Annotated in this window: 28 protein-coding genes; 9 read left to right on the plus strand and 19 right to left on the minus strand. The window is 61.4% G+C overall.

Translation table 11 applies throughout. From position 1 onward, the window contains the following. Nucleotides 1-156: 156 nt before the first annotated feature. Entirely contained in the window at nt 157-438 is a 282-nt protein-coding gene (locus tag CI41S_RS18595; protein WP_139860979.1) for a DUF427 domain-containing protein, read from the plus strand. Between the two features lie 150 nt (nt 439-588). On the opposite strand, the gene CI41S_RS18600 is transcribed toward CI41S_RS18595, so the two are convergent. Further along, nucleotides 589-996 carry a cupin domain-containing protein gene (locus tag CI41S_RS18600; RefSeq protein WP_139861093.1) on the minus strand — a complete coding sequence of 136 codons (408 nt, stop codon included), beginning with the start codon at nt 994-996 and terminating at the stop codon, nt 589-591. Between the two features lie 76 nt (nt 997-1,072). Continuing rightward, nucleotides 1,073-1,990 (minus strand): NADP-dependent oxidoreductase, encoded by a 918-nt coding sequence (locus CI41S_RS18605; RefSeq protein ID WP_139860980.1) that lies wholly within the window; start codon nt 1,988-1,990, stop codon nt 1,073-1,075. A gap of 411 nt (nt 1,991-2,401) precedes the next feature. Between CI41S_RS18605 and CI41S_RS18610 the strand changes: the two genes are divergently transcribed. Continuing rightward, nucleotides 2,402-3,898, plus strand: a complete 1,497-nt coding sequence (locus tag CI41S_RS18610) for an MFS transporter (protein ID WP_244626585.1) — start codon at nt 2,402-2,404, stop codon at nt 3,896-3,898. A gap of 235 nt (nt 3,899-4,133) precedes the next feature. Here CI41S_RS18610 and CI41S_RS18615 read toward each other — a convergent pair whose 3' ends face one another. The 8 genes from CI41S_RS18615 to CI41S_RS18645 all read right to left on the minus strand — a co-directional run bounded on the left by CI41S_RS18615 (nt 4,134) and on the right by CI41S_RS18645 (nt 10,682). Continuing rightward, nucleotides 4,134-4,946 (minus strand): class I SAM-dependent methyltransferase, encoded by an 813-nt coding sequence (locus CI41S_RS18615; protein WP_139860981.1) that lies wholly within the window; start codon nt 4,944-4,946, stop codon nt 4,134-4,136. Nucleotides 4,947-5,309: 363 nt separating this feature from the next. Further along, nucleotides 5,310-6,200 carry an MFS transporter gene (locus tag CI41S_RS18620; RefSeq protein ID WP_210242668.1) on the minus strand — a complete coding sequence of 297 codons (891 nt, stop codon included), beginning with the start codon at nt 6,198-6,200 and terminating at the stop codon, nt 5,310-5,312. Next, the gene (locus CI41S_RS45010; protein ID WP_210242670.1) at nt 6,137-6,655 is read right to left on the minus strand and encodes an MFS transporter; all 519 of its coding nucleotides are present in this window, start codon (nt 6,653-6,655) and stop codon (nt 6,137-6,139) included. Before CI41S_RS45010 ends, CI41S_RS18620 begins: the two co-directional genes overlap by 64 nt. 74 nt (nt 6,656-6,729) lie before the next feature. After that, a complete protein-coding gene (locus tag CI41S_RS18625) occupies nt 6,730-7,275 on the minus strand; it encodes a DUF1993 domain-containing protein (RefSeq protein ID WP_139860982.1) in 546 nt (181 codons plus the stop codon). A gap of 161 nt (nt 7,276-7,436) precedes the next feature. Next, entirely contained in the window at nt 7,437-7,988 is a 552-nt protein-coding gene (locus CI41S_RS18630) for a cytochrome P460 family protein (RefSeq protein ID WP_244626586.1), read from the minus strand. A 300-nt stretch (nt 7,989-8,288) separates the two neighbouring features. After that, nucleotides 8,289-8,492 (minus strand): hypothetical protein, encoded by a 204-nt coding sequence (locus CI41S_RS18635; RefSeq protein WP_244626587.1) that lies wholly within the window; start codon nt 8,490-8,492, stop codon nt 8,289-8,291. Nucleotides 8,493-8,795: 303 nt separating this feature from the next. After that, entirely contained in the window at nt 8,796-9,482 is a 687-nt protein-coding gene (locus CI41S_RS18640) for an antibiotic biosynthesis monooxygenase family protein (protein WP_139860984.1), read from the minus strand. 165 nt (nt 9,483-9,647) lie between these two features. Continuing rightward, entirely contained in the window at nt 9,648-10,682 is a 1,035-nt protein-coding gene (locus tag CI41S_RS18645; RefSeq protein WP_244626588.1) for an ATP-binding protein, read from the minus strand. A gap of 473 nt (nt 10,683-11,155) precedes the next feature. Between CI41S_RS18645 and CI41S_RS18650 the strand changes: the two genes are divergently transcribed. The 7 genes from CI41S_RS18650 to CI41S_RS18680 all read left to right on the plus strand — a co-directional run bounded on the left by CI41S_RS18650 (nt 11,156) and on the right by CI41S_RS18680 (nt 16,904). Next, a complete protein-coding gene (locus CI41S_RS18650) occupies nt 11,156-11,569 on the plus strand; it encodes a cupin domain-containing protein (protein WP_139860985.1) in 414 nt (137 codons plus the stop codon). Between the two features lie 99 nt (nt 11,570-11,668). Next, nucleotides 11,669-12,121 (plus strand): peptide-methionine (R)-S-oxide reductase MsrB, encoded by a 453-nt coding sequence (gene msrB, locus CI41S_RS18655; RefSeq protein ID WP_139860986.1) that lies wholly within the window; start codon nt 11,669-11,671, stop codon nt 12,119-12,121. Between the two features lie 2 nt (nt 12,122-12,123). Then, nucleotides 12,124-12,639, plus strand: a complete 516-nt coding sequence (gene msrA, locus CI41S_RS18660) for a peptide-methionine (S)-S-oxide reductase MsrA (protein ID WP_139860987.1) — start codon at nt 12,124-12,126, stop codon at nt 12,637-12,639. A gap of 204 nt (nt 12,640-12,843) precedes the next feature. Then, entirely contained in the window at nt 12,844-13,011 is a 168-nt protein-coding gene (locus CI41S_RS45170) for a RidA family protein (protein ID WP_347339256.1), read from the plus strand. Between the two features lie 591 nt (nt 13,012-13,602). Continuing rightward, nucleotides 13,603-14,007 carry a baeRF12 domain-containing protein gene (locus CI41S_RS18670; RefSeq protein ID WP_139860988.1) on the plus strand — a complete coding sequence of 135 codons (405 nt, stop codon included), beginning with the start codon at nt 13,603-13,605 and terminating at the stop codon, nt 14,005-14,007. Nucleotides 14,008-14,817: 810 nt separating this feature from the next. Further along, entirely contained in the window at nt 14,818-15,069 is a 252-nt protein-coding gene (locus CI41S_RS18675; protein WP_139860989.1) for a hypothetical protein, read from the plus strand. Between the two features lie 971 nt (nt 15,070-16,040). Beyond that, entirely contained in the window at nt 16,041-16,904 is an 864-nt protein-coding gene (locus tag CI41S_RS18680) for an AraC family transcriptional regulator (RefSeq protein WP_244626589.1), read from the plus strand. A gap of 62 nt (nt 16,905-16,966) precedes the next feature. Here CI41S_RS18680 and CI41S_RS18685 read toward each other — a convergent pair whose 3' ends face one another. The 9 genes from CI41S_RS18685 to CI41S_RS18725 form a co-directional block, all read right to left on the minus strand. Beyond that, a complete protein-coding gene (locus CI41S_RS18685) occupies nt 16,967-18,199 on the minus strand; it encodes an ABC transporter substrate-binding protein (RefSeq protein WP_139860990.1) in 1,233 nt (410 codons plus the stop codon). Between the two features lie 82 nt (nt 18,200-18,281). Continuing rightward, nucleotides 18,282-20,153, minus strand: coding sequence for an AMP-dependent synthetase/ligase (locus CI41S_RS18690; RefSeq protein WP_139860991.1), 1,872 nt, complete (start codon nt 20,151-20,153; stop codon nt 18,282-18,284). 1 nt (nt 20,154) lies between these two features. After that, nucleotides 20,155-20,934 carry an enoyl-CoA hydratase/isomerase family protein gene (locus CI41S_RS18695; RefSeq protein WP_139860992.1) on the minus strand — a complete coding sequence of 260 codons (780 nt, stop codon included), beginning with the start codon at nt 20,932-20,934 and terminating at the stop codon, nt 20,155-20,157. Between the two features lie 30 nt (nt 20,935-20,964). Next, nucleotides 20,965-22,095: an LLM class flavin-dependent oxidoreductase gene (locus tag CI41S_RS18700; RefSeq protein ID WP_139860993.1), complete on the minus strand. Its 1,131-nt coding sequence runs from the start codon at nt 22,093-22,095 to the stop codon at nt 20,965-20,967. A 202-nt stretch (nt 22,096-22,297) separates the two neighbouring features. Next, nucleotides 22,298-23,065, minus strand: coding sequence for a creatininase family protein (locus tag CI41S_RS18705; RefSeq protein ID WP_139860994.1), 768 nt, complete (start codon nt 23,063-23,065; stop codon nt 22,298-22,300). Continuing rightward, nucleotides 23,066-23,833, minus strand: a complete 768-nt coding sequence (locus CI41S_RS18710) for an enoyl-CoA hydratase/isomerase family protein (RefSeq protein WP_139860995.1) — start codon at nt 23,831-23,833, stop codon at nt 23,066-23,068. A 9-nt stretch (nt 23,834-23,842) separates the two neighbouring features. Then, nucleotides 23,843-24,562 (minus strand): ABC transporter ATP-binding protein, encoded by a 720-nt coding sequence (locus CI41S_RS18715; protein ID WP_139860996.1) that lies wholly within the window; start codon nt 24,560-24,562, stop codon nt 23,843-23,845. After that, entirely contained in the window at nt 24,555-25,280 is a 726-nt protein-coding gene (locus CI41S_RS18720; protein ID WP_139860997.1) for an ABC transporter ATP-binding protein, read from the minus strand. Before CI41S_RS18720 ends, CI41S_RS18715 begins: the two co-directional genes overlap by 8 nt. After that, complete coding sequence (locus CI41S_RS18725) at nt 25,277-26,251, minus strand: branched-chain amino acid ABC transporter permease (RefSeq protein ID WP_244626590.1); 975 nt, start codon at nt 26,249-26,251, stop codon at nt 25,277-25,279. Before CI41S_RS18725 ends, CI41S_RS18720 begins: the two co-directional genes overlap by 4 nt. Between the last annotated feature and the right edge of the window lie 15 nt (nt 26,252-26,266).

Genomic DNA, 26,266 nt, shown 5'->3' on the forward strand with positions numbered 1-26,266 from the left:
TGCCGACAAGGTTGCGATACGGCGTGAACTCCGGCTCCCTCCGCTTCATTGAGGCGATCGAGATCGTCTTCAAACCCCCACCAGCGATCTATCAAGCCGAACGGCTCGAGCCTGGGTTGGATCGGCTCGAACTCATAGCATGGAAAGGAATGAGAAATGGCAGTCGCCACATGGAATGGGACAGAGATAGCGGAATCGGAGAAAACAGTTATCGTTGAAGGCAACGACTACTTCCCGCCCGAGTCCGTCAATACGCAGTACCTTAAGCCGAGCTCGACGACCAGTTGGTGTCCTTGGAAGGGCCTTGCAAATTACTATTCGCTGATCGTCAACGGCAAAATCAACGAAGACGCAGCATGGTGTTACGTCGAGCCGTCGAATGCAGCAGCGGCGATCAAAGGCCACATCGCATTCTGGAAAGGTGTGGATGTTAGGTAGTCGACCGGCGGTCGTCATCACTGGATTACCATCCAGATATGATGCCGGCACATAAATGGGCAGCAATTCGACGATCGGCTGCTCAGTAGCGGATGAGTCCGAACGGGCCGAATAGCCCGTCCGCAGCCACTGCCTGGCGCAGCGAGCAGGTCATTTGACGGGCGTGGTCAGCGCCTTGTCGTTGGCGTCGAGGACGAAGACAGCGAGCAGCTTTGCCGGCTCTGTCTTGCTCGCGTTGCGGCTGATCGAATGGGTCGCGCCCGGCGGTTCCGACCAGCTCTCACCTGCCCGATAGATGCGCGCCACGCCGTCATTCACCTTCGACTCGATCGCGCCCGAGATCACATAGGCGTAGATGAAAGCTGATTTCGCGTGGGTGTGGGACGGAGAGGCCGCGCCCGGCGCGTATTCGACCTCCAGGGCAATCAGCGACTTGCCGGGGATATTGGGAATGGTCGCCTCGAAATTCTTCGTGACGGTTTGTGCTTCGCTATCGCCGGCGGCCATCGAGAAGGCGAAGGCCGCGAAGGCGGCGGCGATAATGGCTTGGATCTTCATGGGCATCTCCTTCTGCGTATAGATTGATATTGCCGAACCGGCCACGAGCGCAGAACCCTTCTCCGTGCCCAAGTCCTCACGGGCGAACGCGAATGATGGTCTTCCCCTTGCGTCGCCCGGTCCGATTGAAGGCGGCGACGGCCTCGTCGAGGGTCGAGACGGTGCCGATGTTCGTCCGCAGTCGTCCGTCGCGCACCCGCTGGACGATCTCAGCCAGTTGGGCGCGATCGGACTCAACAACGAAGTCAATCGCCAGGCCGTCGGCGGGCCGCGCCTCGGTCGGCCCGGCGATGGTTACCAGTGTTCCTCCGGCCCGAATCAGGCCGGCGGACCGCTTCACTATGTCCCCGCCGAAGACATCGAAAACCAGATCGACTGGGCCGACGTCTTTTAGAGCGTCGTTCTCCAGGTCGACGAACTCATTCGCGCCGAGGTCGAGCACAGCCTGACGGTCGGCAGCGCGTCCGGTGCCGATGACGTAGGCGCCAACCTCACGTGCGAATTGCGTCACCACCGAACCGACTACGCCGGCCGCGCCGTGCGCAAGGACGCTCTGCCCTGCCCGAACGCGGCCGTGCACGAACAGTCCCTGCCACGCGGTCAGGCCCGGCATCGGCAGGCTCGCGCCCACCGTGAAGTCGACGTCGCCCGGCAGCGGTGCGAGGTTGCGCGCCTCAACGGCCACATACTCGGCCAGCGTGCCATCGCGAGTCCAGTCCGTGAGGCCGAACACCCGCTGCCCAACCGACAGCCCCGTCGTGCCATAGCCGCGGGCGGTGACAACTCCGGCCAGCTCGTGCCCAGGGATCGACGGCGTTCGGTCACGATCGAGGCGGTCGGTCCAGGTCGGGGGCCACGTCAGCTCATCCCAAGTGAATCCCGATGCATGAACCTGAACGACGACATCGTTGATCGCTGGCCGCGGCTCGGGCCGCTCCACCAGCTTCATCCCGGCCGTTCCGGCGGCCTGGTCCGTTACCACAATCGCCTTCATGTGAATTATCTCCTCGGTTGTTTGCCCCTTTGCTGGATATGTTCCAGTGATAAAGGCCCGTTCGACATCGCTTGCCAGCGGCCATGGGTAGCTTCCGAAAGCGAAGATGGAACGGCGGCTTTATGGTCCAGCACTCGACGAAATCTGCGACAACGGCACCGATTGATCGCAGCGCGGGACGAAATTTTCCAATAGCCGGTATGTATGGTTTCTATTGCAGCGGGGAATATTGCTGCGACAATCTCTTGCCATTCTTGAATCAAGACAGTTGCACAGGCCATGACGACATCCCGCGCGGCAAGGCAATAACGATCGTCTATCGATTCTATGGCAAGAGGTGACTTCCCTCGCCGGTGGGCGACCGTCACAGTGTGAGACTGCTGGCAGAAGCACCTACAATCGAGACCGCAAATGACCACTCTTGCAAGTCAGCGAGCTTGCCACCACGAGGCGCAGCCGTTTGTAGAGCAGTGCAGCCGCGGCGTTATCGATGGTCAACCCTGCCCGCGGGAGCTCGGTCGGGAAGTGCCGCCTCGTCGGGGCATGGTGCTCACGGCCTGCGTGCTCGCGTCCTCCATGGCGTTCATCGATGCGACCGCGCTGCCCGTTGCGTTGCCGAGATTGCGCGCCGATTTCGGCGCGGACCTCGCCTCCGTTCAATGGGTTCTCAACGGATATATGCTGGCGCTCGCCTCGCTGACATTGATCGGCGGCGCCCTCGCGGATGTTTATGGCAAGGCGCGCATGCTCGCGCTAGGCTGCGTCCTGTTCGGTCTGGCGTCCGCGGCCTGCGCGCTGGCGCCTTCGTCGGCCTGGCTGATCGCCGCCCGCGTCGCGCAGGGAGCGGCCGCAGCGATCGTCACGCCTGCCAGCCTCGCCCTGATTGGGGCCACGTATCCGCGCGCGGAGCGGAACCGGGCGATCGGCATATGGGCGGCGGCATCGGCACTCACTACCGCCGGAGGTCCTGTGCTAGGCGGTTGGCTGACCGAGACTTTTGGCTGGCCATCCGTGTTCTGGATCAATCCGCCGATCGCGGTCGTAGCAGTAGGAGTTCTGCTTGCCTTCGCGCCCAAAGATGACCGCATCCAGCGCAGGTTCGACGTGATCGGCGCCGCGATCCTAGCTTCGGCGCTCGGGGCGCTCGCCTGGGCGCTCAGCCAGATTGGCCCCAGTGACGCTCGGGCGCCGGCGGGCGCTCCAGCCGCGCCGGGCACGGTGCTCACGATCGTCGCTGGGCTCGGCATTGTCGGTCTCGCCGTCTATGCGTTGTGGGAGCGCAGAAGCAAACACCCGATGACGCCACCTCGCCTGGTGGAGAACCGCGCCTTCCTCGGGCTGAATGTCGCGACACTGATGATCTATGGGGCGGTTTCGATCATGTTCTTCCTGCTCCCGTTCGATCTCGTCGACCGCCGCGCCCTGCCGGCGACCGATGCCGGCGTGGCTTTTCTGCCCTTCGCGCTCGGCGTCGGACTCTTGTCGGGCGTATTCGGCGGGTTGGCGGACAAGATTGGCGCGCGGGCCATGCTCATCGCGGGGCCTACTGGTGCGGCGCTTGCTTATATTTGGATGGCGCTCAGCCAGGAACAATCCCTGATGCTCGGCGTGATCGGGCCCATGACACTGCTTGGCCTGTCCTTCGCCGTGCTCGTGGCACCGCTCACCGAGTCCGTCCTGTCGAGCGTTGACCAGACGGACGAAGGGCTTGCCTCCGGCATCAACAATGCAGCGAGTCGGATTGCGCAGCTCGCCGGCGTAGCACTGGCCGCCGGTGTCGCGTCTTTCGAGTCTGGCTACGAAGTCGGCCTCGCCATAGCCGCCATGACCTCGATCGGCGGCGCCTTTACAATTGCAATAACCCCGACCCCGGCTGCGGTGAAAGCGGGCGGCTCGGAAGCGGTCTAGAAAGCATAAACCTCGCTGACAGCCTTAACGTCGCCGAAGCGGTGATGGGAGAGCGGAGTGTCCCAGCCCACGCTCACCCAGGCTAGCGACGACCCGCGCCTGACGCTCGTCTATGGCCTGCCGGATCGATGCACTAGTGCGCGCACGTCGAATTCCACGGGGCCGCGAATGGACCCGCGCCAGGCCTCATGAAGCGCGTCGCCGTGAATAGCGTCGGGATGCAGCCCGAATACGCTTATACTCTCGTCCAGGCACAATACTGCTGCGCAAACGTGATCTGGCTTCGCGCCGAGGTGACGGCTTCGCGTAAGCGGTCTTCCAGCGTATTCAGATCGATCTTTTCCGCATCGATCGAACTTCCGCTTTCGAGGCGCGGCAATAGGCTGCGCAATGTGAGCGTCGCCCATGCGTAGAGCGGCGAGGCGGACCCGCCGCCGGTTGGCGTTTCAGAAAAGATCGTGGGCAGATCGAGGCCGGCGTTGCTGAAATGTTCGATGAAGCGGGCGCCTGCATCTGCATGGGACATCCCCGTAGCGAAGCCGGCAACAATCCAGCTCCAGACTTCGTGCCAGAGCGGGACACGGGGAAGCGAATGGATATCGCCGAAGCACTGCACTTCATGAAAAGCCACGATCGCTCCCCGGCGCGCGTAAGACGCCGCCAAGCGGATAAATTCGGCTGGTTCGCTTTGATGAACCAGCACGTAACGGGCAACAACCATATCGATCGAGCGTGGAGCGAGATTGGCACGTGAACTTTCGAAGAATTCAATATTGGTGTAACCAGCGTCGCCGGCGCGTTCGCGCGCTGTGATCAAAATATCGGGGTTGCGGTCGAGACCAATGACCGATCCGCTCGGCCCCACCATGTCCGCCGCGAGCATGGTCACGTCCCCAGCTCCGCAACCAAGATCAAGCACACGCATGCCCGGCGATAGACCTGCCTCGCGCAACAGCCGGTGAGTGATCGGACGAATGATGGCCGACTGTAGTTGAAGTCGATTCTCTTCTTGTCGGGTATGTCCCAACACGTACCTTACATCCTGCATATCAATCTCGTCGTATTCGCGCCCCGTGTCCGACCTAGTGCTTCAGTGATCGAGCACCAGATCGGGAACGGACAAGATATGTGATGCAGTTTCGAACATCGAGGTTTGAGCAGCTCATTTCAATCGAAAAACTCAGCCGCGAGAACTCTGACTAGCGCAGCCGATTTTTTGCGACAGAGTTCATTGAAAATTCAGCGCTGCCGAGTTTGTCGGGACTCAGGATTTCCGCGACATTCAACCGCGTGACCGCGGCGGGCGCTTCATAGTCAAGAGTTCCGTCACCTCATGCCGATCATCGGCGTCCGCGCGCCAATGCGATCGCCGATCAGCTCCGCACAGTGCAGGTAGGACGCACCAGAGGCCTCAACTCCATCTGAACCGGCGAGCGCTGCTGGTAGCTGCTCCTATCAAAGCGAAGGCCATTCCGGCGACCAGGCAAAAGACCACGCCATGATCTCCGCCCAAGCCGAACATCAATGAGACCAAGGCGGAACCAAGTGACCATCCGACGTAGCGAGCCGCGGCATTCATCCCACTCGCAGCCCCGCTACGCCCTATGGGTCCAGCCGTCATCATCGCAGTGTTGTTCGGGGTCTGGAAAAGGCCAAAGCCGATACCGCAAAGGGCGAGTCGCCATTCGACGTCCCATTTCGCCGGAGTGGCCGGCAAGAAGACCATCAGGAGCAAGCCGCCCGCCAACAACGCCAAACCAATGCTACAAATAACCGAGGCAGGGTAGCGCATTGTCAAGCGGCCGGCGATTGGAGCCGTGATGGCGGTCATGAACGGCCAGGGCGTCAAGAGAACGCCTGTTTCCACGGCCGAAAGATGCATCCCCGCCTCAAACAAAAACGGCAAGGAGACGTAAGCCAGAATTTGGGCGGCATAGGAGCAGACAGATGTCCACACCGATAGGCTAAACAGAGGTATGCGCAAAAGATCGAACGGCAACATTGGCCTAGGGTGCCGGAGCTGTTGTCGAACGAAGAGACCAAAGCAGAAGAGACCGGCGACGATCTCTCCCATCGCAATACACCCATCGCCAATACCCAGCGTACCGACGCCAACGACAAAAAGCCCGAACGCTAACGCATTGAGAGCGGTCCCGATCAGATCGAGAGGGAGAGTAACCCGAACGTCTGATGGTGCGGCGGCAATAAATAGCGGTACCGCGAGGCCGAACGGCACATTCACCAGAAACAACCAGGGCCATTTTGCCACGGCAAGTATTGTCGCGGCGATGGTCGGACCCAATGCTCCAGGTATCGCCACCGCCAGTGCGACCAAGGCGAGACCTTACCGACGATGCGGCGCGGATAGATCACGCGTACAAATGCAACGCCGGCCACAGAAACCCCGGCGGCTCCGCTCCCCTGAATCAAGCGCGCACTCAACAGCATCGGCAACGTTGGCGCGAACGCGCAACCCAACGACGCGAGGACGAAAATAGCCAGGCCGGTGGCATAGACGCGTTTCATGCCGAATGATTCGACCAAACTTGCAATGGGCAGCAAGCAGACTGTTGCCGAAAGCTGATAGGCATTCACGACCCAAACGGTCGCCGCGTCGCTACTTGCGAATGTACGCGAGATATCTGGCAAGGCGATATTCACGATCCCGCTTCCAAGGGAACTCAGACCAAGTCCAAGCAAGATGCTGAGCATCGCCCAGCGGCTCTTCGACGCCGTTACACATTCGAGGCTACCCATCAGGATGCAATCTCCGGCGCATGACAACTACAATCTTGAAGGCATCGGCCAGCGTCACGCACCGCAGCCGCCTCTTACGAATAGTCACCGCCGCTCTGCTGAGTGAGGTTGCCGAGATAGTCGCGCTTCCCAATCTTCGCTCCGAGGTGTCGAAGGATCGCGTGCGCAATAGAGATGTGGAAGAAGAAGTCGGGCAGCACCAGGTGCCGGACATAGTCGTCGCCGCCGAACCACCCGCGCACGATGGGCGGCCTCAGCTCGTAGGTGTGGGACTGCGCGCCGGCAATCTCCTTCGGCTGCACGCTTTGCAGGAAGCCGCGCGTCTCGAGGAGCCGCTCTTTCAATGCCGGGTACATCATCGGAGTGTTGCGGGGGGCCGGAGCGTCGCGCTGCATCAGCTTCGCCATGTGCGCGTCGACCTTGTTGCAACCTACGGAGAACTGTTCTCCGAAACTCAGCATGTCGGATGCGAGCCGCTCGCCAAGGATCCTCCCAGGCTCGATCCCCCTGGTCCGCTCGAGCGCTTGAGCGTGGTCGAGATAGTCGTCCATCACGTTCAGTCCGTGCACCATGACAGGGACCGTGATGTCATAGACCGAGAAGGACACGTCGAACTCCATGCGCTCGTTTGTACTCTGAACGTAGGTCGGAGCCGAAAGGTCGATAACCGAAACTAATGTTCACAATAGGCTCTTCTTCCAGCTTGCTGCGCCAACTTGCGGGATTCGACATTACCTCCGCGAAACTTCGGCGAGCAGAGAACGCCCATGCATAAGGTCGCCTAATGACGCAGGACGGGATATCCATTCACATAGATCCAGTTCGTGGCCTGGGCCGGCACGTGGCAGCCCTGGCAATCGGAATGGTAGTCCGTCGAGGTGGTCGTCAGCGGCTTGTCCGCGTCGAACCACGACCATCCCCACCCGTCGCCCCACAACGGGTTGCCGGGGTGCGTTCCCTTGCTGTCTTTCACCATGACGAACCAGCCCTGAAGCTTGTCGGCGTGGCTTACCGTGCCGGTGGTCATGTCGTTCGTCGAGGCCGCAAAGACCTCTTTCACCAGAACGGCGCCATCCGGGAAGTGGCCCGTCTTCCGATAGGCGTCGATCGCCCCCGGGGATGCGTAGACGGCGTGCATTTCCTTCGCGCCCTGGCCGCTGTCGGCGGCAATCGCCCAGCTGCCGAGCGCTTGGTAGAGGGTTCGGTAGCCCGCCGGCACGCGCAGGTGCCCGGCGGCGTCCACCACGTTCACGGTCGGGCCGGCCGGAGTAGATCCGCTGATCTGCGCGAGCGCTGCCACGGTGCCGGCGACCAACGAGACGGCGACAGCCACGCTAACAATCCTCGGTATTTTCATTGTGGGTCTCCTTTGCGCTCGCGCGCGGCACGGTGGCTCGGCGCAACGGCTCTAATCACTGTTTCAATCGCTGAAGCCGACGGCGTGTCCTCGGCCGGCCTGAGCAACCCCAAAGATCGGACGCCGACGACGAGATTAGAAATTCCCCTTGGACATGCATTTGATAGGCGCGAGGTATCGTCGTCCAAAAGCGCCGTGCGCCGGCATCCCGTCCGTCCGCGATCAGCCTTCGCGGAGCGCGCTGTACTCGAGATGCCTGGCCACCTTCGGCCTCCCTCACTCGGACGTGGAAGCGGCCTGGCGCAGCGACGCCAGGATTTGCGCCGGCTCCTCCCGTATTGTGAAGTCGGGCTCGACGAACGCGCTGCGGATCCGGCCTTGTGCGTCGATCACGTAGGTCGCGGGAATAAGCAACATCCACACCGGTGACCCATGCCGGGCGCCGAAGGCGAGGAAGTAGCGAACTTGATGAAGCTTCATGCGTTGTGTTTCGCCGTCAAGTTGCGGCTGCCGATACCGACGAGCCTTCCCGACGACGTGACGGGCACGTCGAATCATAGGGCGTAGATGCCACTTGCGTGCACGCGTTGGAACGGCAGGTCTGTTGTTTTGGACGCACGGACACGCTTTCAGGAACTTCTGAGAGCCGAGCCAGTGCGTGCGAAGTGGGCAAGAACCGGACGGGGTTAGGCGAGTCATAGTCCGGAGAACCTACGCTCGGCGGGTTGGCGCTATCCGCTGGCAGGCACCACGATTTGGCTGGCCCTGCCCAACGGAGCGGTGTCAGGCGTGGAGGGTCTCGCCGCCCTTGGCATCTACGTAGTATTGAGGCGCCTCGCGACGGTCGTATTTCCCGTAGTCGCGCACGATCCGGACTTTCCGGACTCTCGCCTTGTCATTCGGCGCGGAAGCGTCCTCGTAGGCCTGCGCTGCAGCGGCGTCCTTCCAGGATATGAGCAGGATCAGGTCGGCGGGCGTGAGCACGGCGTCGAAGATGTCCCAGGACGTGCAGTCGGCCGCCCATGGGTTCAGTCCGAGCCACTCGGCGCAGTCGTACGGGTTGCTGGTCTGCGTCCACTCGGCGGGGCGCGTTGCGTTGATCAGCGTGACCGTCGTTCCCTCCCCGACCTCGGTCTCGTCGAGCCGCTGCTCGTTGAGGGCGTACCCTGCAGGTATCTGATTGTCGGCTGTGATCTGGCCAACACGCAGGTGGTAGTCTGCGAAAATTTCGTCGCGGCCCTTCTGCTGGACCTCATGATGGCGCCTGCGGATGCGCCAGCGGACGAGCGACTTCTCATCTCGCCAGTTCGAAAGCGAAAGTATCCAGCCCTCGCGGGTCAGGCTCTTGTAGCGGATGTTATCGACGAAGCCTTCGACCTGCTCCAGCTCTGGGCGCAGCATATTGGCGTTGTCGAGGTAATCATTCCACTTCCCCTTATCGGGAAGGACTTCGAATATCACGGAAAACATGGTCGGATCTCACTCTTGCAGCGCGACGACGTGGTCGATTCGATGTCGAAGTGGGCCGACCATGCGCCGCATTCACGGAAGACGGATCTTGCGCCGGATCGGAGGGAGCCCCGCGGGCGTCTTCCGCATTTCCGCATACTCGGCTTTCCCGTCACACCGCGCTAGTCACTGACCGTGGGCAATTTCAGATGACGGCGCGTGCGCGATCTGTCGACCGACACGGCTGCTCCGGACCCCCGCATCGTCGACACGCGGAAGAAAGAGGTGCACCAGCGTGCCGGTACCTCGCTCGCTCTCTATGCCGATCGCGCCGCCCTGTCGTTCGGCGAAGCGTCGAACCTGGGGGAGGCCGATGCCGTTGCCGCCGCCAGCTGCCTTTGTCGCGAAGTACGGATGGAACGCCTGCGACAGGACCTCTTCAGGCATGCCCTCCCCTTCGTCGGCGACGACAATCTCGACGTACCCGCGGTCCGAGCTGGCGGACGGCTCGACATTGCGAGCTGCGACGGTGATCGTGCCGCCGGCGGGCATAGCATCATCCGCGTTTCGGCAGAGATTCAGGAGCGCAAAGTACAACCCTTCCGGGTCGGCATTGAAGGTCCATAAGTCAGGGGCGATCTCGGTGCGGACAATAATGTCCGGACGCAACGTCCAGTCAAGCGTACCCGCGATCGCTGCGAGACGACTACCTGCGACAAAGCCGTCGGTCGATTTGGGGTATGGTCGCGCAGTGTCTAGGAGCTGACGGCTAAGCGACGCGCCTCGCGCAATCGCCTCCTGCATTTTGCCAACGACGGCCTTTCGATACGCGACGTCGCTCTGGCGTTCGAGCAGCCGCAGGCCGCTGCCGATCACGGCGAGAAGGTTGTTGATGTCGTGGACGACGAACTGCGCCACGTCCTCGATCGACCTCACCCCCTCCCGACCGCGGGCGACGACCACGCCGCGCGTGCTGGACCGTGGGGCGGTCCGGCACAGGACCCCGGAGATCTCGCCGTCGCCCCCGACGAGCGGAATCTCCACGCGCCTGGACGGGATAACGCCGCTGCCGTGATCGCTGACATTCCGCACTCTCGCGCCGAAAGAGCGACGTACCCCGAGCGCGACGCCGACGCTGTCCACGAGCACGACTACATCCTCCGGCGGAGGACGCTCGCCCGCGCCGGGAATGGGAATGTCGGATGAGTATTTGATCTGCATCTGGGGAACTCCTGGCCTGCGATCGTACAACAGGACGTCAACTTCGGCCCGTACACGCGGCGGGCGACGATAGTTCGAAGATTGGGTCCAGCACCGCAAAATGGAAATCACCTCCCGCCATGGAGTCGATAGCCGACCGTTATCGGGCATTGCTGAAAGATACTTGGCACGCCGTGCCGCGAGTGCGGCGAACGACTACTGGATCAGTGTAACGCAGAGCTCAAGTGCTGCATGAGAAGATCGAACAACCGCGTGTGCGCGAAGCTCTGAAGCTAACGGAGGCCGCCAGAATGCTGACCGAGCTGCTGGAGCGATCAGAGTCGGTTGCACGCGAGTCCGATTCGGAAAATGAACGGCCATCATAACGTGCGGCTATTAACTTCATGGCGTGACGTCATTTCCAGTTCCCCACGCGCAATTCCATGCTTACCCGGTGCCGGGCTCATCCGGCGCACACAATCAGGAGACTACAAATGTCAGTCCAGAAGCCGGTTCTCACGGCGCCGCACGGCGGCGAGACGGTGACCTCGAGCGGGGGCTCGAGCGTCGAGTTGAAAGTGGAGAGCAGCCAGTCCGGAGGCGAATACGGCACTGTCCTGTGGACGGTGCGGGCCGGGGAGGAGCCGCCACTGCACACCCACACGCGCGAGGACGAGCTGCTCTACGTGGTGCAGGGAAAGCTGATCGCGCGGGTCGGCGATGCCCGTATCGAGGTGGGACCGGGCGCCTACGCGGCTCTTCCCCGCGGTGTGCCGCACACGATCGAGGTGGTCGGCGAGCAGGCGACCCTGCTGCTCACCTTCGTGCCGGGTGGGCTGGAGCGCTTCCTGGTCCCCCGGAAGGGCGAGCAACACGATCCGGCCGCTTTCGGCCTGACGTTCCCCTAGGAGCGGGGACCGCGGCGCGCCGTGTTCGTGACCATGCGCCACGCGGGCCCGGGCACCGGCCGCTCGCGACCGTAAACGCAGAACAAAGGAGCTTTGCGAATGCCTATCTACAGGAAAACCCCCGAAGCGGTCTCGAAGTTGACTCCCGAGCAACACCGCATCACGCAAACTAACGGGACCGAGCGCGCCTTCGCCAACGAATACTGGGATAACAAGGAGCCTGGCCTCTACGTCGACGTGGTTTCCGGCGAGCCGCTCTTTGCGTCCTTCGACAAGTTCGACAGCGGGACGGGATGGCCGAGTTTCACGCGGCCCCTCGAGGCCGCGAACGTCATCGAGAACGTTGATAGCTCGCACGGCATGACGCGAACCGAGGTTCGCTCCAAGCACGGCGACAGCCACCTTGGCCACGTCTTCCCGGACGGGCCACGCGACAAGGGCGGCTTGAGGTACTGCATGAACTCGGCTTCCCTGAGGTTCATCCACCGCGACCAATTGGAGAGCGAGGGGTACGGCGAGTACGCAAAGCTCTTCGCAAAAAAGGGGGCCTGACGATGGTAGCAACTATAGAGCGCGTGATCCTGGCAGGGGGATGCTTCTGGGGAATGCAGCAGCTGGTGCGGCGCTTGCCCGGCGTCGTCTCGACGCGGGTCGGCTACTCGGGCGGCGATGTCAGGAACGCCACCTATCGCAACCACGGCGCGCACGCAGAAGCAATCGAGATCACGTTCGATCCGAGCACGACGAGTTTCCGCGACCTGCTGGAGTTCTTCTTCCAGATCCACGACCCGACGACTCCCAACCGGCAGGGAAACGACCGGGGCACAAGCTACAGGTCGGCGATCTTCTACACGAACGAGGAGCAACGCCGCGTCGCCGAAGACACCATCGCCGACGTTGAAGCTTCAGGGCTGTGGCCGGGTAAGGTGGTGACCGAGCTTTCGCCTGCTGGCGATTTCTGGGAGGCGGAGCCCGAGCACCAGGATTATCTGGAACGCTACCCGAACGGCTACACCTGCCACTTCGTCCGCCCGGAGTGGAAGTTGCCGCGAAGGCTAAGACCAAATTGATTGGCGCAAATGGCAAAGAGGCCGCCTATCACGGTGTGCCGGCGGAAGACGAATACGGCTATGCACAGGCGATCAAGATCGGAAACACGATCCATGTGTCCGGCCAGCTCAGCCAGGACGACAAGGCAACCATGATCGCGCCCGCCGCGCTCGATGAATCCGGCAGGCCGGCCGACTTCTCGATGATGGCAGAGCAGAATGCGGGTGACCTATGCCAACTCTGCAAAGATCCTGGCACAGTTCGGAGCCACCCTCGACCACGTGATGGAAAAGACGCTCTATGTCCTCGATGTCGATGAAGCGTTTGCAGTCGCGGGCGAAGTGCGCAAAGAAGCCTACGCCAAGGCGCGCCCCAGTGCGCCAGCAATCTGATCGGCGTATCGAGGCTGGTCTTTCCTGAGCAGCTCATCGAAATCGTCCTCAGGCGGCGCTGCCTCCAGCATAGATGGGCGGCAGCACGCTCGGGCTTACGCTGGCCGATGCCTGTCTCTGCCACCAGCGGCAAAACGAGCACACCTCTTGCCAAGTGTGCCACAGGCCACTCGAAGTCTGAGATGCCGGCAGCGCGCTTCCGAATTCATGCAAAAAGCTCCGGCAGAGGCAGCGCTTCCGACGACCGCCCCCGCGCGCGCTCGCAGAGGGAACCGCCGCACTCGCGGCATGCCAAGCGGCTTTGAGTCATTCCGATAACGGTCGGCTATCGACTCCATAGCGAGAGGTGATTTTCCTTTCGGCCACCATGGACTCAATCTTCGACCTATCGTCACCCGGCCGGGCAGGCGTTTCCAGGCGCGCCGACTTCTCGGCCGCCAAGATCGCCGTGTTCGCCGTTGATCCCTTCCGGTGGTCAATGGGACTGCCCTGCTCGGGGGGCTTCGCGCCCGCAGCTTAAAAAGGCGCCGCAGAGCAGGAGCATCATAGCCCGCCGGGGGTAATGCGGGATTGTGAACGGGAGGTCTTTCGATGATTCTACCTGCCGGTACGACAGTAGCCGTCGCTGACGGCAAGACGATCCGCCTGTTCCACAATACAGGCGTGAAACCTGGGGTGCACTTGGTCGAGATCACGGCGGCGCCGCCTGCGTCCGCCCACTCAGGCTCGGGTGCGCGACATCGCACCGGCTCTGCCAACCCCGATGGGAGGCGGCTCGTCGAGGACGACTTCGCGGCGGCGACGGCCGCGTTCCTGAACAAGCTCAGCCTGGATGGGACCATAGAGCACCTCGTCGTTGTCTCCGACCCCAGGACGTTGGGAGAGATGCGCAAGCACTTCAACCGCGACCTGAGAGGCAAGATCTTGGGCGAACTCGCAAAGGACTTCAGCCGTCGTCCGCTCGAGGACATCGCCTCATTGATTGCCGACGCCTGACGCGGCTCTGGAAATGGCTGAATATCAGTATCGATTGTTACATCGACGCAGTCGTGCAAGCTGCAACATCAAGAGCGGTCGCATCAGGATTGCGCGTGTATTCGAACTATCCGTCCGCTCGCAGCGCAATCACATCGTCCAGGGAGCCAGCCGACCGATCCTCCGTTTCTAGTTCGACCCATTCGTAACGGTTCGGACCATGATAAAAATCGATCAACACCTCGATGCCAACAGGGTCTTAATAGTCAAAAAGCCTCACGCGTGATGGCGGCAGATTTAAGTGCGGATTTTGGCAAGAAGTCCCTGTTCAAATGGAGGAATCGCTACCAATAGGGTTCCGTCTATAGTAGCAAACATGCAAGGCGTTTTAGGGTCTCGTTGCTACCGCACCAGTTTCGCACCAGAAACAACCCGATCGAAACGCTACGAACGCGATCAAAAGCAAACGAAAACGCAGCAAAATCAACGAACCCGATCGATATCCTGTCGCTCATAACGGTCTGGTTGCAGGTTCGAGTCCTGCCGGGCCCACCAATGAGATCAAAGGCTTAGAGCGAATACGGCACAAGTAAAAAAAGCACCGCCACAGTTACCGCCACAGATACGTGCTGGGTCCGTTCCGGTGCCATGTCCGGACGAGCCTAGTTGGACGGTTCTTGCTTTTCGAGCTCGCAAGCTCTCACGACGTTGTGCAAGGCTATAACCATCTCTTTGATCACTAATAGGTACGGTCGCCCACCCGGCTCGTCGTCTAGACGAGCTTCTGTCCCGGAATTAGATTCCGGCATCCGCGTCCTCCGCTCGAGCCGCATGACCACTCACGTCAACAAGATCCATCACGTCGTCACGATCACCCAGGTCGCGAAAGACCTCGGCGAAGACGAGGATTGGCTACGTGACGTCGCCAACGAAATGGAGACCGAGGACGGAGTCATCTGGGTCCATGGCGTCGGAGAAGACGGCGTTCAAGCGTTCACCGACTTTGGCATCGAAAACCTGATCGAACTCGTCCGGATGCACAAAGAGAGGCCGGGATTACTCAAGCGCGCGCGGCCCGAATAATCCAGGCAACCCGCGAACTACGCCACGACCTCCTCGTTTTGGGTGGTACTAGGCACGGGCGCACGCACGACTAAGCGCTCGAATCTCCTCGGCAGTTTCCAAGGCAAGCTGGGCGGTTAGACCCACTCGGAAGAGAGGTGGTACTGCGCTCTTTCCAAACGCGCCCAAGACCTCGGCTACCAGTGTTGGCGTTTGCGTAGCAAACTCAGCTCTTCAGTCTCGACTGAAGCGGCATAGACAAGAAATCGGAATGGCGGAATCAAAATCAGCCTGATTATTGAGTAGTATCATGGCGCATTTGGAAACGCGTCACGAACGCCCTCCAGTACATTCAATAGCTTGGCAACCGTTTCCAAATGAAGAGGCCGTCCTCGAGAGCGCTACTCCCCAATGCCGACGGTGCGGCGATCATGCGAGATCAATGTCTTACTTGGCCCTCGTTGCCCACAGAAGGACGACCGCATCAGATACCTGCTGCATCTGTTGTTCGGACCTCCCGCGTGGAGCGGTTGCTAATCGCGGCTCTTGCGAATTGATCTCCGGGCCAACCGACAGGGGGGTGGATCTGTCGCGACATAGCGACGATGGTCACGAAAATGGCCCGGCGATAAGACCGGGCCAAGTCAAGGGAGGAGACGAGCGGTAGCGATATTTCGCCACACTGAATGCGGCTTCGATCGAGGATGCTCACGAACACCCTCAGCGATAGGACCATCGCACATTCGCTACGACATATTATGCCGAAGATCATGCGATCTGCACGGCTTTGCCGACACCTTGTTGCGCCGGAACGTCATTGCCCGCGATATCGAGCTCAGACCGCTTTCAAGTTCGCCAAAGATTCTCGTTTCCGTCCCCTACTTTTGCGTGACGAACATCGCTCCGCGAACTATCCTCCGCGATTGGAGGCGGCACGAGGCCTATCGCTCGCCTGGCAGAATTGGAACTGCAGCCATTCACGAGCGAGTTCGATGAACGCGTTCTCCATTTCCGACACGGATCACGGCCTGGCCAGAATGGTGCTGCCGGATCTTCGGATCAACTACATTCCGATCGATCCGGACCAATTCGACCGGCCAATCGTCTCCTTTTGCATCGAGACGGGCGAGAACAATGACGAGCTACCGCTGCACTCACACAACAAGGGGCAGTTGGTGGTCGCCTCTCATGGATCGGTTATGTGTCGATCGCCGAACGGATTGTGGATCGTGCCGCCCCAAGGGGCAGTGTGGATTCCCGCGGGCGTCATGCACAGCAACTGCGTGTCGGACAATGGAAAGATCTACGTTGTCTTTATCGACCCGCAGGCGATCACGCTTCCCAACACCTGCTGCACCTTCACGATTTCGTCGCTGGTCCGCGAATTGATCCATCGGCTCGCCGTTTTTCCACCGCTCTACCCGGCTGACGGCCCGACCAGCCGGCTCGGGCGCGTGCTTCTCGACGAGTTGGTGCAGATGTCCACCGAACAGATGTTCCTGCCGATCTCCACCGACAGCCGGCTGCAGCATCTCGCCACGGCACTGCTTAGCGATCCCGGTGACCGCAGCACGATCGAGGAATTAGCCGCCCGATATGCGATGAGCGTGCGTACCTTCGCCCGCCTCGTGCTCAAGGAAACCGGGATGACGTTCGGACGCTGGCGACAGCGCCTTCACATCCTGGTTGCGCTCCAGCGACTATCGGCCGGATCTTCGGTGCAGGCCGTCTCGCTCGATCTCGGCTATGAAACGCCGAGCGCCTTCATCACGATGTTCAAGAAGACGATGGGCAAGAGCCCTCGCCGTTTCCTCGCCGAGCGGTCCGGCTTTGTCGGTCGCGAGCCGTCCGCATAGAGGCCCTGCCTGGAAGATTGCGGCCTCGGCTCCGCCTGCCGAGGCCATAGGATCGCGCTGCCCTACCTCGAATTGAACGGAGCCAGCGGGTATTGGAACCCGGCTTCCGCGACTGCTTGCGGCGCGATGACCCGAGGCCTGCCGTTCTGCCCTTGCAGGATGGTGACGTCACCTCCCATGTTCTGACCATTGGCATCGAACTTGATCCTGCCGCTGGACATCAGGATCGGCGTCATATCGGTCGCCTTGAGCGCGGCATGAACGGCGGCGGATTCGGCAGACCCCGCGCGGCTGACGGCATCCGCAACGATTTGGACCGCCTCAAACGCGCATCCGGAATTTGCATCGAGCCAGTCGTTTGGATAGTCGGATGCAAACTGCCTGAGGATCGCTGCAGCGTCCGGAGCCTTGGGATTGTACCAGAACGTCGAAAGGATCGCGCCGTCACCGTATTTGCCCAGCGCGTCGTAATACGCCTTGTCCTGCACGCCATTTGAGTTGGGGGAGAAGATCATCTTCGGATTCCAGCCCTGCTTGACGCATTCCCGGACGATCATGATGGCGTCGTTGACACGCGTCACCGAGACCAACGCGTCGGCTCCCGAGGCTTTCGCCTTGGCGAGCTCGACCGACAGATCCTTGGCTTTCTCATCGTAGGGAATGTATTGGCTGATCTTCAAGGGAACATCGACCTCCTTCCAGGCCTGATCGATGCTTGCCGCGGTTGATTGCCCCATCGTGTTGTTGAGATGCATGACGGCCGCACTGGTCGGCGCATCCTTGAGCGACGACAACAGCGCCTTCAACTCAAGCAGGGACTTCCTGACGACCGTCAGCGACGTGGGATAATAGCGAAACACCTGGGTGAAGCCCTGAGACGTGACTTGGGTCGCGCTCGCGATATGCACCACCATCGGAACCTTCGCGACCTCAGCTGCCTGCAGCGCCGATATGGTCGCGCCGGAGTCCCAGGCCCCGATCAGGATCGTGCAGCCCTGCCGGATCAGGTTCTCGGCGGCAATTCGGCCGTTCTCCGGTCTGCTTTGCGTGTCCGCATGGACAATGTCCATGTCTATTCCGAACTTCCCCTTGGCGAACTTGGCGCCGAGGTCGATGCCCCGGACGCACGCCTGGCCCGGAAACGCCAGAACGCCGCTACTCGGATTGATCGCACCGACCCGCACCTTACCGGGAAACGCTGCCGTTGCCGGCCGCGATACCAGTCCGACGGCGGCGCCAATGCCACTGCCGAGCAGCGCGCGGCGCGTTAGACCAGTTCCGCTGCGATTCCTCATCTGACCTTCCCCCTTGGTTGGTTCTAAACAAATTGCCGGCAAGCCGCGACGCGGTCGTCACGCGTGCGCCTGGCCCTTCAAATCACGTCTTCATCTCAGCCTTGACGAGGTTGTCTTCACTCTCGTCATAAAGCGTATCGATCAGCGAGCGGTACCTCTCCATGATCTGCTTCCGGCGCTTCTTCCGCGTCGGCGTCATCACGCCGTTCTCGGGAGAGAGTTCTTCCGGCAGGATCCGGAACGCCTTGATCTGCTCGGCCCTGGCCAGCTTGCTGTTCGCCTTGCCGATCTCCCCCTCAATCATCCGAACGACGATTTCGGAGTTCGCCAGATCGGAGTACTGCGCGATCCGAAGGTCGCGCGACCTCGCCCATTCCATCGTCGCGATCGCATTGACTTCGATCAATGCAGTGAGGTACTTCTTGCCTTCGCCGATCACCGCGGCCTCGGAGATGAACGGACTGTGCCGGATCTCGTTTTCGATCTGCGTCGGGCTGATGGACTTCCCGTTGGAGGTGTTGATGATCTCCTTTTTCCGGTCGACCAGCTTGAAGAGGCCTGTCGGCCCGATGTCCACGATATCTCCGGTGTAGAGCCACCCGTCGCGCAGCGCAGACCTGGTTTCCTCCGGCTTGTTCCAATACCCGACAAAGAGCCCCGGCCCGCGAACGATCATTTCCCTGTCTTCGAGAATCGCCGTCTCCCAGGCGGCATCATGCAGGGGCACGCCGACCGTGCCGGCCTCCGGCCATTCCGCCATCTGAACCAGGTTGGCTCCGACCAGTTCCGTTTGGCCGTAACATTCCTTCAACTGCAGTCCCCATAGCTGCCACAGCGACATCAGTTCAGACGGCATCGCCGCTGACGACGTGTAGCAGACCGTGAGATCCTCGAAGCCGACCTCGGCAAGTAGAGGGCGGAAGATCTGATCCTGGCAAACGGCGAAGAGCGCCGATATCAGGGGATCCGGCGCGGCGCCGGCCTGTCGATCGTCAAGCGCCTTGCGGGCGATCGTCATCGCAAACTGGTAGTCTTGCTTCTGCTTCGCCGATCCGGCATGGACCTTGCTGAGGATTTGCGTGGCAAATCGCTGATAGAAGCGGGGCGGCGCCGTGAAGTAGGTCGGCCTCACCTCCTTGATCGTTTGGGCGAACTCCGCGCTGGTCTCGCCAAAATGCGGCACCATCCGGGCCAGCAGGGGCAACGTGGTTGCTTGCGCGCGGGCGACCGTATGCGACATCGGCAGGTGCACGACCAGCCGATGCGTGTCGGAACGCATCCGCGGGGTGAACGTCGTGATGCTGTGCGCGCCGGCGAGCAACGACAGATGGGTCAGCATCGCGCCCTTCGGAAAGCCCGTGGTGCCGGATGTGTATCCGATGCTGACCAGATCGCTCGCCTTTGCCTTCGCAACCTGGGTTCGAAGAAATTCGTCGGTGTCGACCGAGTTCTTCTCGCAAAAGGATCTGAGAGAGACGACGTTGGCGGCCGCAGCGGCGGCGCTCCACTCCGGATCGAGCACGATGATCTTGCGCAACCCTTCGGCCTGGCCGGACGCCAGGACGATATCGAGCTGAAGCTCACTGCCGACGAAGATGAAAGACGCGCCGGAATCGCTGAGGTAATAGCCGACTTCTTCGGGCGAGGACGTAAAGTACACGCCGACCGTGACCCCGCCTGCGCAGATCGTCGCCATGTCGGCGAGAAGCCATTCCTGGGACACATCCCCCATGATGGCCGCACGATCGCCGCGCTTGAACCCCGCGTTCCGCAGGGCGGCCGCCAGATCGGCCACTTGATCCGAGTACTGCCGCCAGGTCGTGGCGATCCATTCACCACGACGCTTTTGCTTGTATGCGACCATCTCGGGCCGCTCGGCTCTTCGCGCGCTCAGGAGCTGCGGAATGGTCACGTCGACGAGTTGGGCTCCCGACGTGAAGGATTCGACGTCCATATCACCGCTCCGCGAAGCGCTTCCGCTTCTCAGCGAAGGCGGCGACGGCCTCGCGGCGCTCGGGCAACGCGAAGGTCAGCATCTCCAGCGCGGCCGAGGTATCGAGCACCAGATGCGCGTACTGCTTGATGATCTTGTTGACGCTGTACTTCGTCCAGATGATCGATTCCCGGGGACCGCCTGCCAGCAACTCGGCGTACTCGATCGCGGCGTCCTTGACGTCCCTGCTCAATACGACCTCGTTGATCATGCCCATGGCGGCCGCCTTCTCGGCGGAAATGAACTCTCCCGTCATGAGGTAGTGCTTGGCACGGACCGGCCCCATCAGTAGCGGCCAGATCACGGCGCCGCCGTCACCGGCGACCACGCCCGCCGTCACATGCGTATCGGCGAATCGCGCGGTGGGACTTGCGAAGATGACATCGCAAAACAGGGCAAGCGTCGCTCCGAGCCCGACGGCGACGCCGTTGACGGCAGCAACGACCGGTACCTCGACCTCGAGCATGTTGCGAATCAAGTGACGCCCGCTCCGCGTCGCCGACGGCAGCGGGCCCTTGTCGAGCGACTTCTGGTCGCCGCCCGAGCAGAAGCCACGCCCAGCGCCGGTCAGCACGATCGCGCGGACGTCCTTGTCGTGATCCAGCTCGACGAAAGCCCGCTCCAGCTCCTCGTGCATGTCCCAATTGATCGCATTGAGGATTTCCGGCCGGTTCATCGTTACGACGGCGACGCCGCTGGCGCGCTTCTCGACGAGCAGATATTTGTAGCTATGCTGTGGCATTGGATTCTCCGTCCTGTGTTTCCTTGGTGCTCACTTCTGCGGTCGCATGGCGCGGATTTGCGCCAGAATGTCGTCCGTCGGCCGCACGACGTTGTTCCTGTCGTTGAAGTGCGGAATGATGTAGCGGCCGCACATCTCGATCGCTTCCATGATCTTCTCGTGGTTCACCGAGTCGAGATGGAGCAGCACCTCGTCGATTCCGAGCGCCTGGAACTTCTCGATCTGGCGAATGACGGTGTCGGGACTCCCGCATACGGTGGTCGCCGAATGGTTCAGCAGGTAATCCCAGTCCCGTCCGGCGCGCTCCATGGCTGGCACGCTCTCGTTCATGTATGCGTAGTCATCGGCAAGCTTCGCCAGGCGGGGATAGGCATCGGTGGAGATCCTCGCGTAGTGCATCAGCGCTTCGGCGTAGTCTTCCTTCGCCTTCTGATCCGACGAGCCGATGCCGAAGAACAGCGGAAGGCCAACGCGGGGCCGCGGGAGCGGCCCCTGCTCGTCACGCTTCCAGGCGCGACGATACGTGTTGAGAAGCTTGTCCTGGACTTCCCAGCCCTGGTAGATCGAGTTGCTCATCACGGCGAGGCCTTCGGAGCCGGCCCAGCCATGACTGCGCTCGCTGGTCGCGGCGATGCCGATGACCGGATGCGGCTTCTGCATGGGCTTCGGCACGAGCATCCGCGGCGGGATCTGGTAGTACTTGCCTTCGAACGTGAAGATGTCCTCGCGCATCGATTTCTTCAGAAGCGCAATGCCCTCTTCCATCTGGGCAAGCGTCTCATTGGGATCGACGTTGAAGGCACGCATCGCGATGGTCGTGTTGGCGCGGCCAGCATAAAACTCCATGCGGCCATGCGAGAGGATATCGGTAACGGCCAGCCGCTCCGCGGATCGCAGCGCGTGGTTGATTTTCTGCGGCATCAGGGTGACCGCCGATCGCAGCTTCACGCGCGAGGTCACCGCGGCAAGATAGCCGTACACCACTTCGGGAGCGGAGCTCGAGATGCCGCCGAGCGCCACGTGTTGCTCGGACAGCGCGACGCAGTCGAAGCCCATCTTCTCTGCGAGGCGCACCTCGTCGACCAGTTCATGAAGCCGGCGCGCGTAGCTCTGCCCGACCTGGGTTTCCTGCTCCGACCAGAAGCCGAACGAAAGTGCCATCTTCTAAAATCCTCTGGGAATTTCTCGATGGCAAATCGTCTCACAAGCGCAGCAACATTTTCGTCCGAATGCTGGGCGCGCGCGTATGACTTTCCAAATATTGTGCTGTCCGCAGGCGGATCGCATCCACTCCCTGGCTAGCGCGCGCACGCGGCTTCCCGCGCCTGACGGCACGGAGGAGGTGAAACAAGGGAGGGGCGCCTTATTTGCCGAACGAGGCGGCCAGAAGCTCCGCTATCGCCGCGAGGCACCGCTCGCCGATCTCTACAGTCGATCCATGCGGATCACCGATGATGCCGTTGCGCGTGACGGACTGGATCCCGTTCTTCCACATCAACTGAAGTTGCTCTTCGGATAGAGCGCCCAGGTGCCCGACCTCAAAGCGATCCAGCCGCACGCTTTCGGGGCGGAGTCGCATCATCAGGGATGTCTCGGCAATGTCGGCATGGCCGCCGACCGCATTCGGGTCACCCCCGGCATCCCTGACGGCACGTCGCCACCCGTCGATCCAGGCAGTTGCATCGCAGAACGCGTCGATCTCAACGTCCGGCGGAACGCGCTGCCTTAGCCGAGGAAGCATGTCGCGCAAGACGGGGAAGTTTCCGATATGACCGGAGAACAGCAGAATCCGCCTGAAACCATGCCTTGCGAGACTTGTGCAATAGTCCAGACAGATTGCTTCAAAAGTCTCCGCTCGAAGGGAGATGGTGCCTGATAGGGCGAGATGGTGGGCGGAACAGCCGACCCTGATCGTCGGAGCGATCAGGGTCCTGCCGAGATGTTGCGCCACTTTTACCGCGAGAGCATCCGCGTGATCGGCATCCATGCAAAGCGGAAGATGCGGCCCATGCTGCTCGATTGCGCCGCACGGAATCAGAACCGTCAAATATCCCTGCGCCAGAGCTGCCGACACTTCCTCGAAGGTCATGAGCTCCTGGCGCGCTTCTTCTGGGGATGCCAGCTCGGCCATTCATGTCTTCCTTGAACTCTTCGAGAGAAAGCGGGCACGCGCGTCCGCCGAACTCCCCTCGGTCAAATAGGCGCTGAGATCCTCGATCGTCACCGCCTCGAGGGAAGCGTCATCCATCTGTCCCGTCAAGTTCAACGAGCGCTTGATCGCAGCGAACAGCTTTTGGTCCTTGCCGCGAAGATGCCTGCATACCTCCACGCCGCGGGACATCACGTCCGTGCCAGCCGCGATCTCGTTGATCGCGCCGATTTCGAGCGCTTTCCGGGCGTCGCACAACTCTCCCCAATAGAGCAGGGCCTGCGCCGCCCGAAGGCCGAGCTTCCCGACCGCCCGCCGCATACCCTTGGCCGCAGGCAAGAGGCCGTGGTTTATTTCCGGAAACCCAACCATGCACGCGGGATCCGCGACGACGTAATCGGCGTGAAGGAGAAACTCCAGCGCGCCTCCGACCGCGTAGCCGCGGACCGCACACACGAGCGGGCCCGGATATCGGTCCATCTCGCACAACAGCGCATGGAAGTCTCTCATCCGGGGCCTCGATATCTCGAGGCCGGCCACTTCCTTGATATCGCCACCCGCGCTGAAGAAGCGCTCGCCTGCGCCAGTCAAGACGATGCCTGGTGGCGATGCTTGCGCAGACAGTGCACGAATGGCATCCAGCAAACGCCTGACCAGACCGTTGTTCAGAGCATTTGCCGGCGGCCTGTTCATTGTCATCGTGACTATATCGAGATCGCGCTCGACCAGAAGGGTATCGTCGTTGTCCATAACGAGAGACTACATTCCGAGATATGCGCGTTGAATCTCGGTGTTGCTCAACAATTCGCTGCTTGATCCCTGGAGAACGATCGAGCCGTTCTCCAGGACATAGCCACGACTGCTCAACGCGAGGGATTTCGCGACATTCTGCTCGACCAGCAGCACCGTGATCCCCTCCTCGTGCAAACGCTTCACCACGCCGAACATTACATCGGTCAGGGCGGGCGACAGCCCAATTGACGGCTCGTCGAACATCACGATGTCAGGGTTCGCCATAATAGCGCGTCCGATCGCCAACATCTGCTGCTCGCCGCCGGACAAGGTGCCGGCAAGCTGCCGCCGGCGCTCTCGAAGCCTCTCGAACAACCGATAGACGAACTCGAGGGTTTCGAGCCGGGTGGCCTTCGCGCGCTTGAGCGATCCGCCGAGGAGCAGATTGTGCTCGACGGAAAGGCCGCCAAAAATCTGCCGGCCTTCGGCGACCTGCGCAATACCGCGCTCGCAGATCTCCCACGGCGGCATCCCCGCAATATCGACGCCGTTCATCTTCACGACACCACCCGAAGACGGAACGATGCCCGAGATCGACCGGATCAGCGAGGTCTTTCCAGCGCCATTGGCACCTACGACACAGATCAGCTCGCCCCTGCGGATCTGCAGCGAGACGCCGTTCAGGGCATTTGACCCGTCATACGCAACACAAAGCCCGTCGATCGACAACAACGCCGCATCAAGCATGGAAGCCCGTCCCCAGATAGCTTTCGAGCACCTTGGGGTCAGCGACCACCTCGGCCGGGCTCCCTTCGGCAATTTTGGTGCCATGGTGAAGTACCACGACGCGCGAGGCGATCTCCATCACGATCCGCATGACGTGCTCGACCAGAAGGATCGTCAGGCCGGTTTCCGCAAGCCGCTGCAGCACCCGAACCACGCTCGCGGCCTCGGTGGGCCGCAGCCCCGCCATCACCTCGTCCAGCAGCAGCAGCTTGGGCCGCGTGGAGAGCGCCTTGGCGGTCTCAAGCATCTTCCGATCGGGCAACGTCAGCTGGTCGGTCCTCGCATCGGCCTTGCCGGCAAGCCCGACGTTTTCAAGCGACTCATACGCCTTCGATCTGGCTTCTCCCACGCTGCTGGTCCAGCTGAAAGCGCCGACCATTGCGTTCTCAAGCACGGACATATCGCGCATCGGCCGCACAATCTGGAATGTCCGCGCGATGCCCATCCTGCAGACGGCTTCAGGCGGCATGTTCTCGATCGGGCGTCCTTCGAAGAACACTTGCCCGCTGGTCGGCCGCATCGCGCCCGCCACGAGATTGAAGCACGTTGTCTTCCCTGCCCCGTTCGGCCCGATCAGCGCGGTGATCCGGCCGGCTCCCAGTGCGAAACTGACATTGTTCACCGCGACCAGGCCGCCGAACGAACGGGAGAGACTCCTGACTTCGAGCAGGCTCGTCATTCTTCGGCCTTCCTCGGTTGCGGAAGCCACACCCGCGACGGCAGCTGGATTGCCTTGCACAGCCGCACGATCGCCGGCCAGATGCCGTCGGGCAAGCACCAGACGACCAGGATCAACACGACGCCGTATGCGATGTTGTTCAGCCCCGGGACCCGAACACTATCGCCGAGTGCACTCATCATATGGTTCAGGGGAATAGCCGTGAGCGACCCGACCAGCGGACCGAATGTCGTGCCCAGACCGCCAACCACGGGTCCGATCAGCACATCAACCGAGAGGCCCATACCCATGATCGAATCCGGAAAGATCGATCCCTGCACGAGCGCCAGAATTCCACCACCCGCGGCCGCAGCAGCCGCCGATATCGCGATCACGAGGATCTTGTGCCGGAATGTGCGGACGCCGAGCGCGCGTGCCGCCTGCTCGTCGTCCCGCATCGCTCGCCAGACATATCCGAGGTACGATCGCAAGATAAGTTCAGTTCCCGCGATCCCCAGCGCCGCCAGGGCAAGCGCGACAAAATAGTAGAAGCGCGCGTCTCCGCGGAGCATTGCAATATCGATCGCGTTGGTCGGTGCGGGAAAGAACAGCCCCTGCATTGCGCCGACGAACTCCCAGCCGCTAAACATGATCCTCGCGAACTCCGCGGCGGCGATCGTCAGCAGCGCGAAATAGATTCCACGCACCTCGAACCGGAAGCTCAGCCAAGCCAGCACCGCGCCAACGGATCCGGCGATGAACATTCCGAGCAGGAGGCCTATCCACGGCGAAATGCCGAACTTGACGTCGAGGACGGCGACTGAATAAGCCCCGAGGCCGACAAAAAGCGCATGACCGATCGACAATTGGCCACCGATACCGAGCATCAAACTCCAGGATTGGCCAAGGAACGTGAACAGCAATACGATCGTCATCAACGAGATGAGGTACGGATTTGCGAGAGCACCGGCCAGAGCAAGAATCACGAACACCAGTGCTCCGGCAAG

This window comes from Bradyrhizobium ivorense, assembly GCF_900696085.1.
Lineage (GTDB): Bacteria > Pseudomonadota > Alphaproteobacteria > Rhizobiales > Xanthobacteraceae > Bradyrhizobium > Bradyrhizobium ivorense.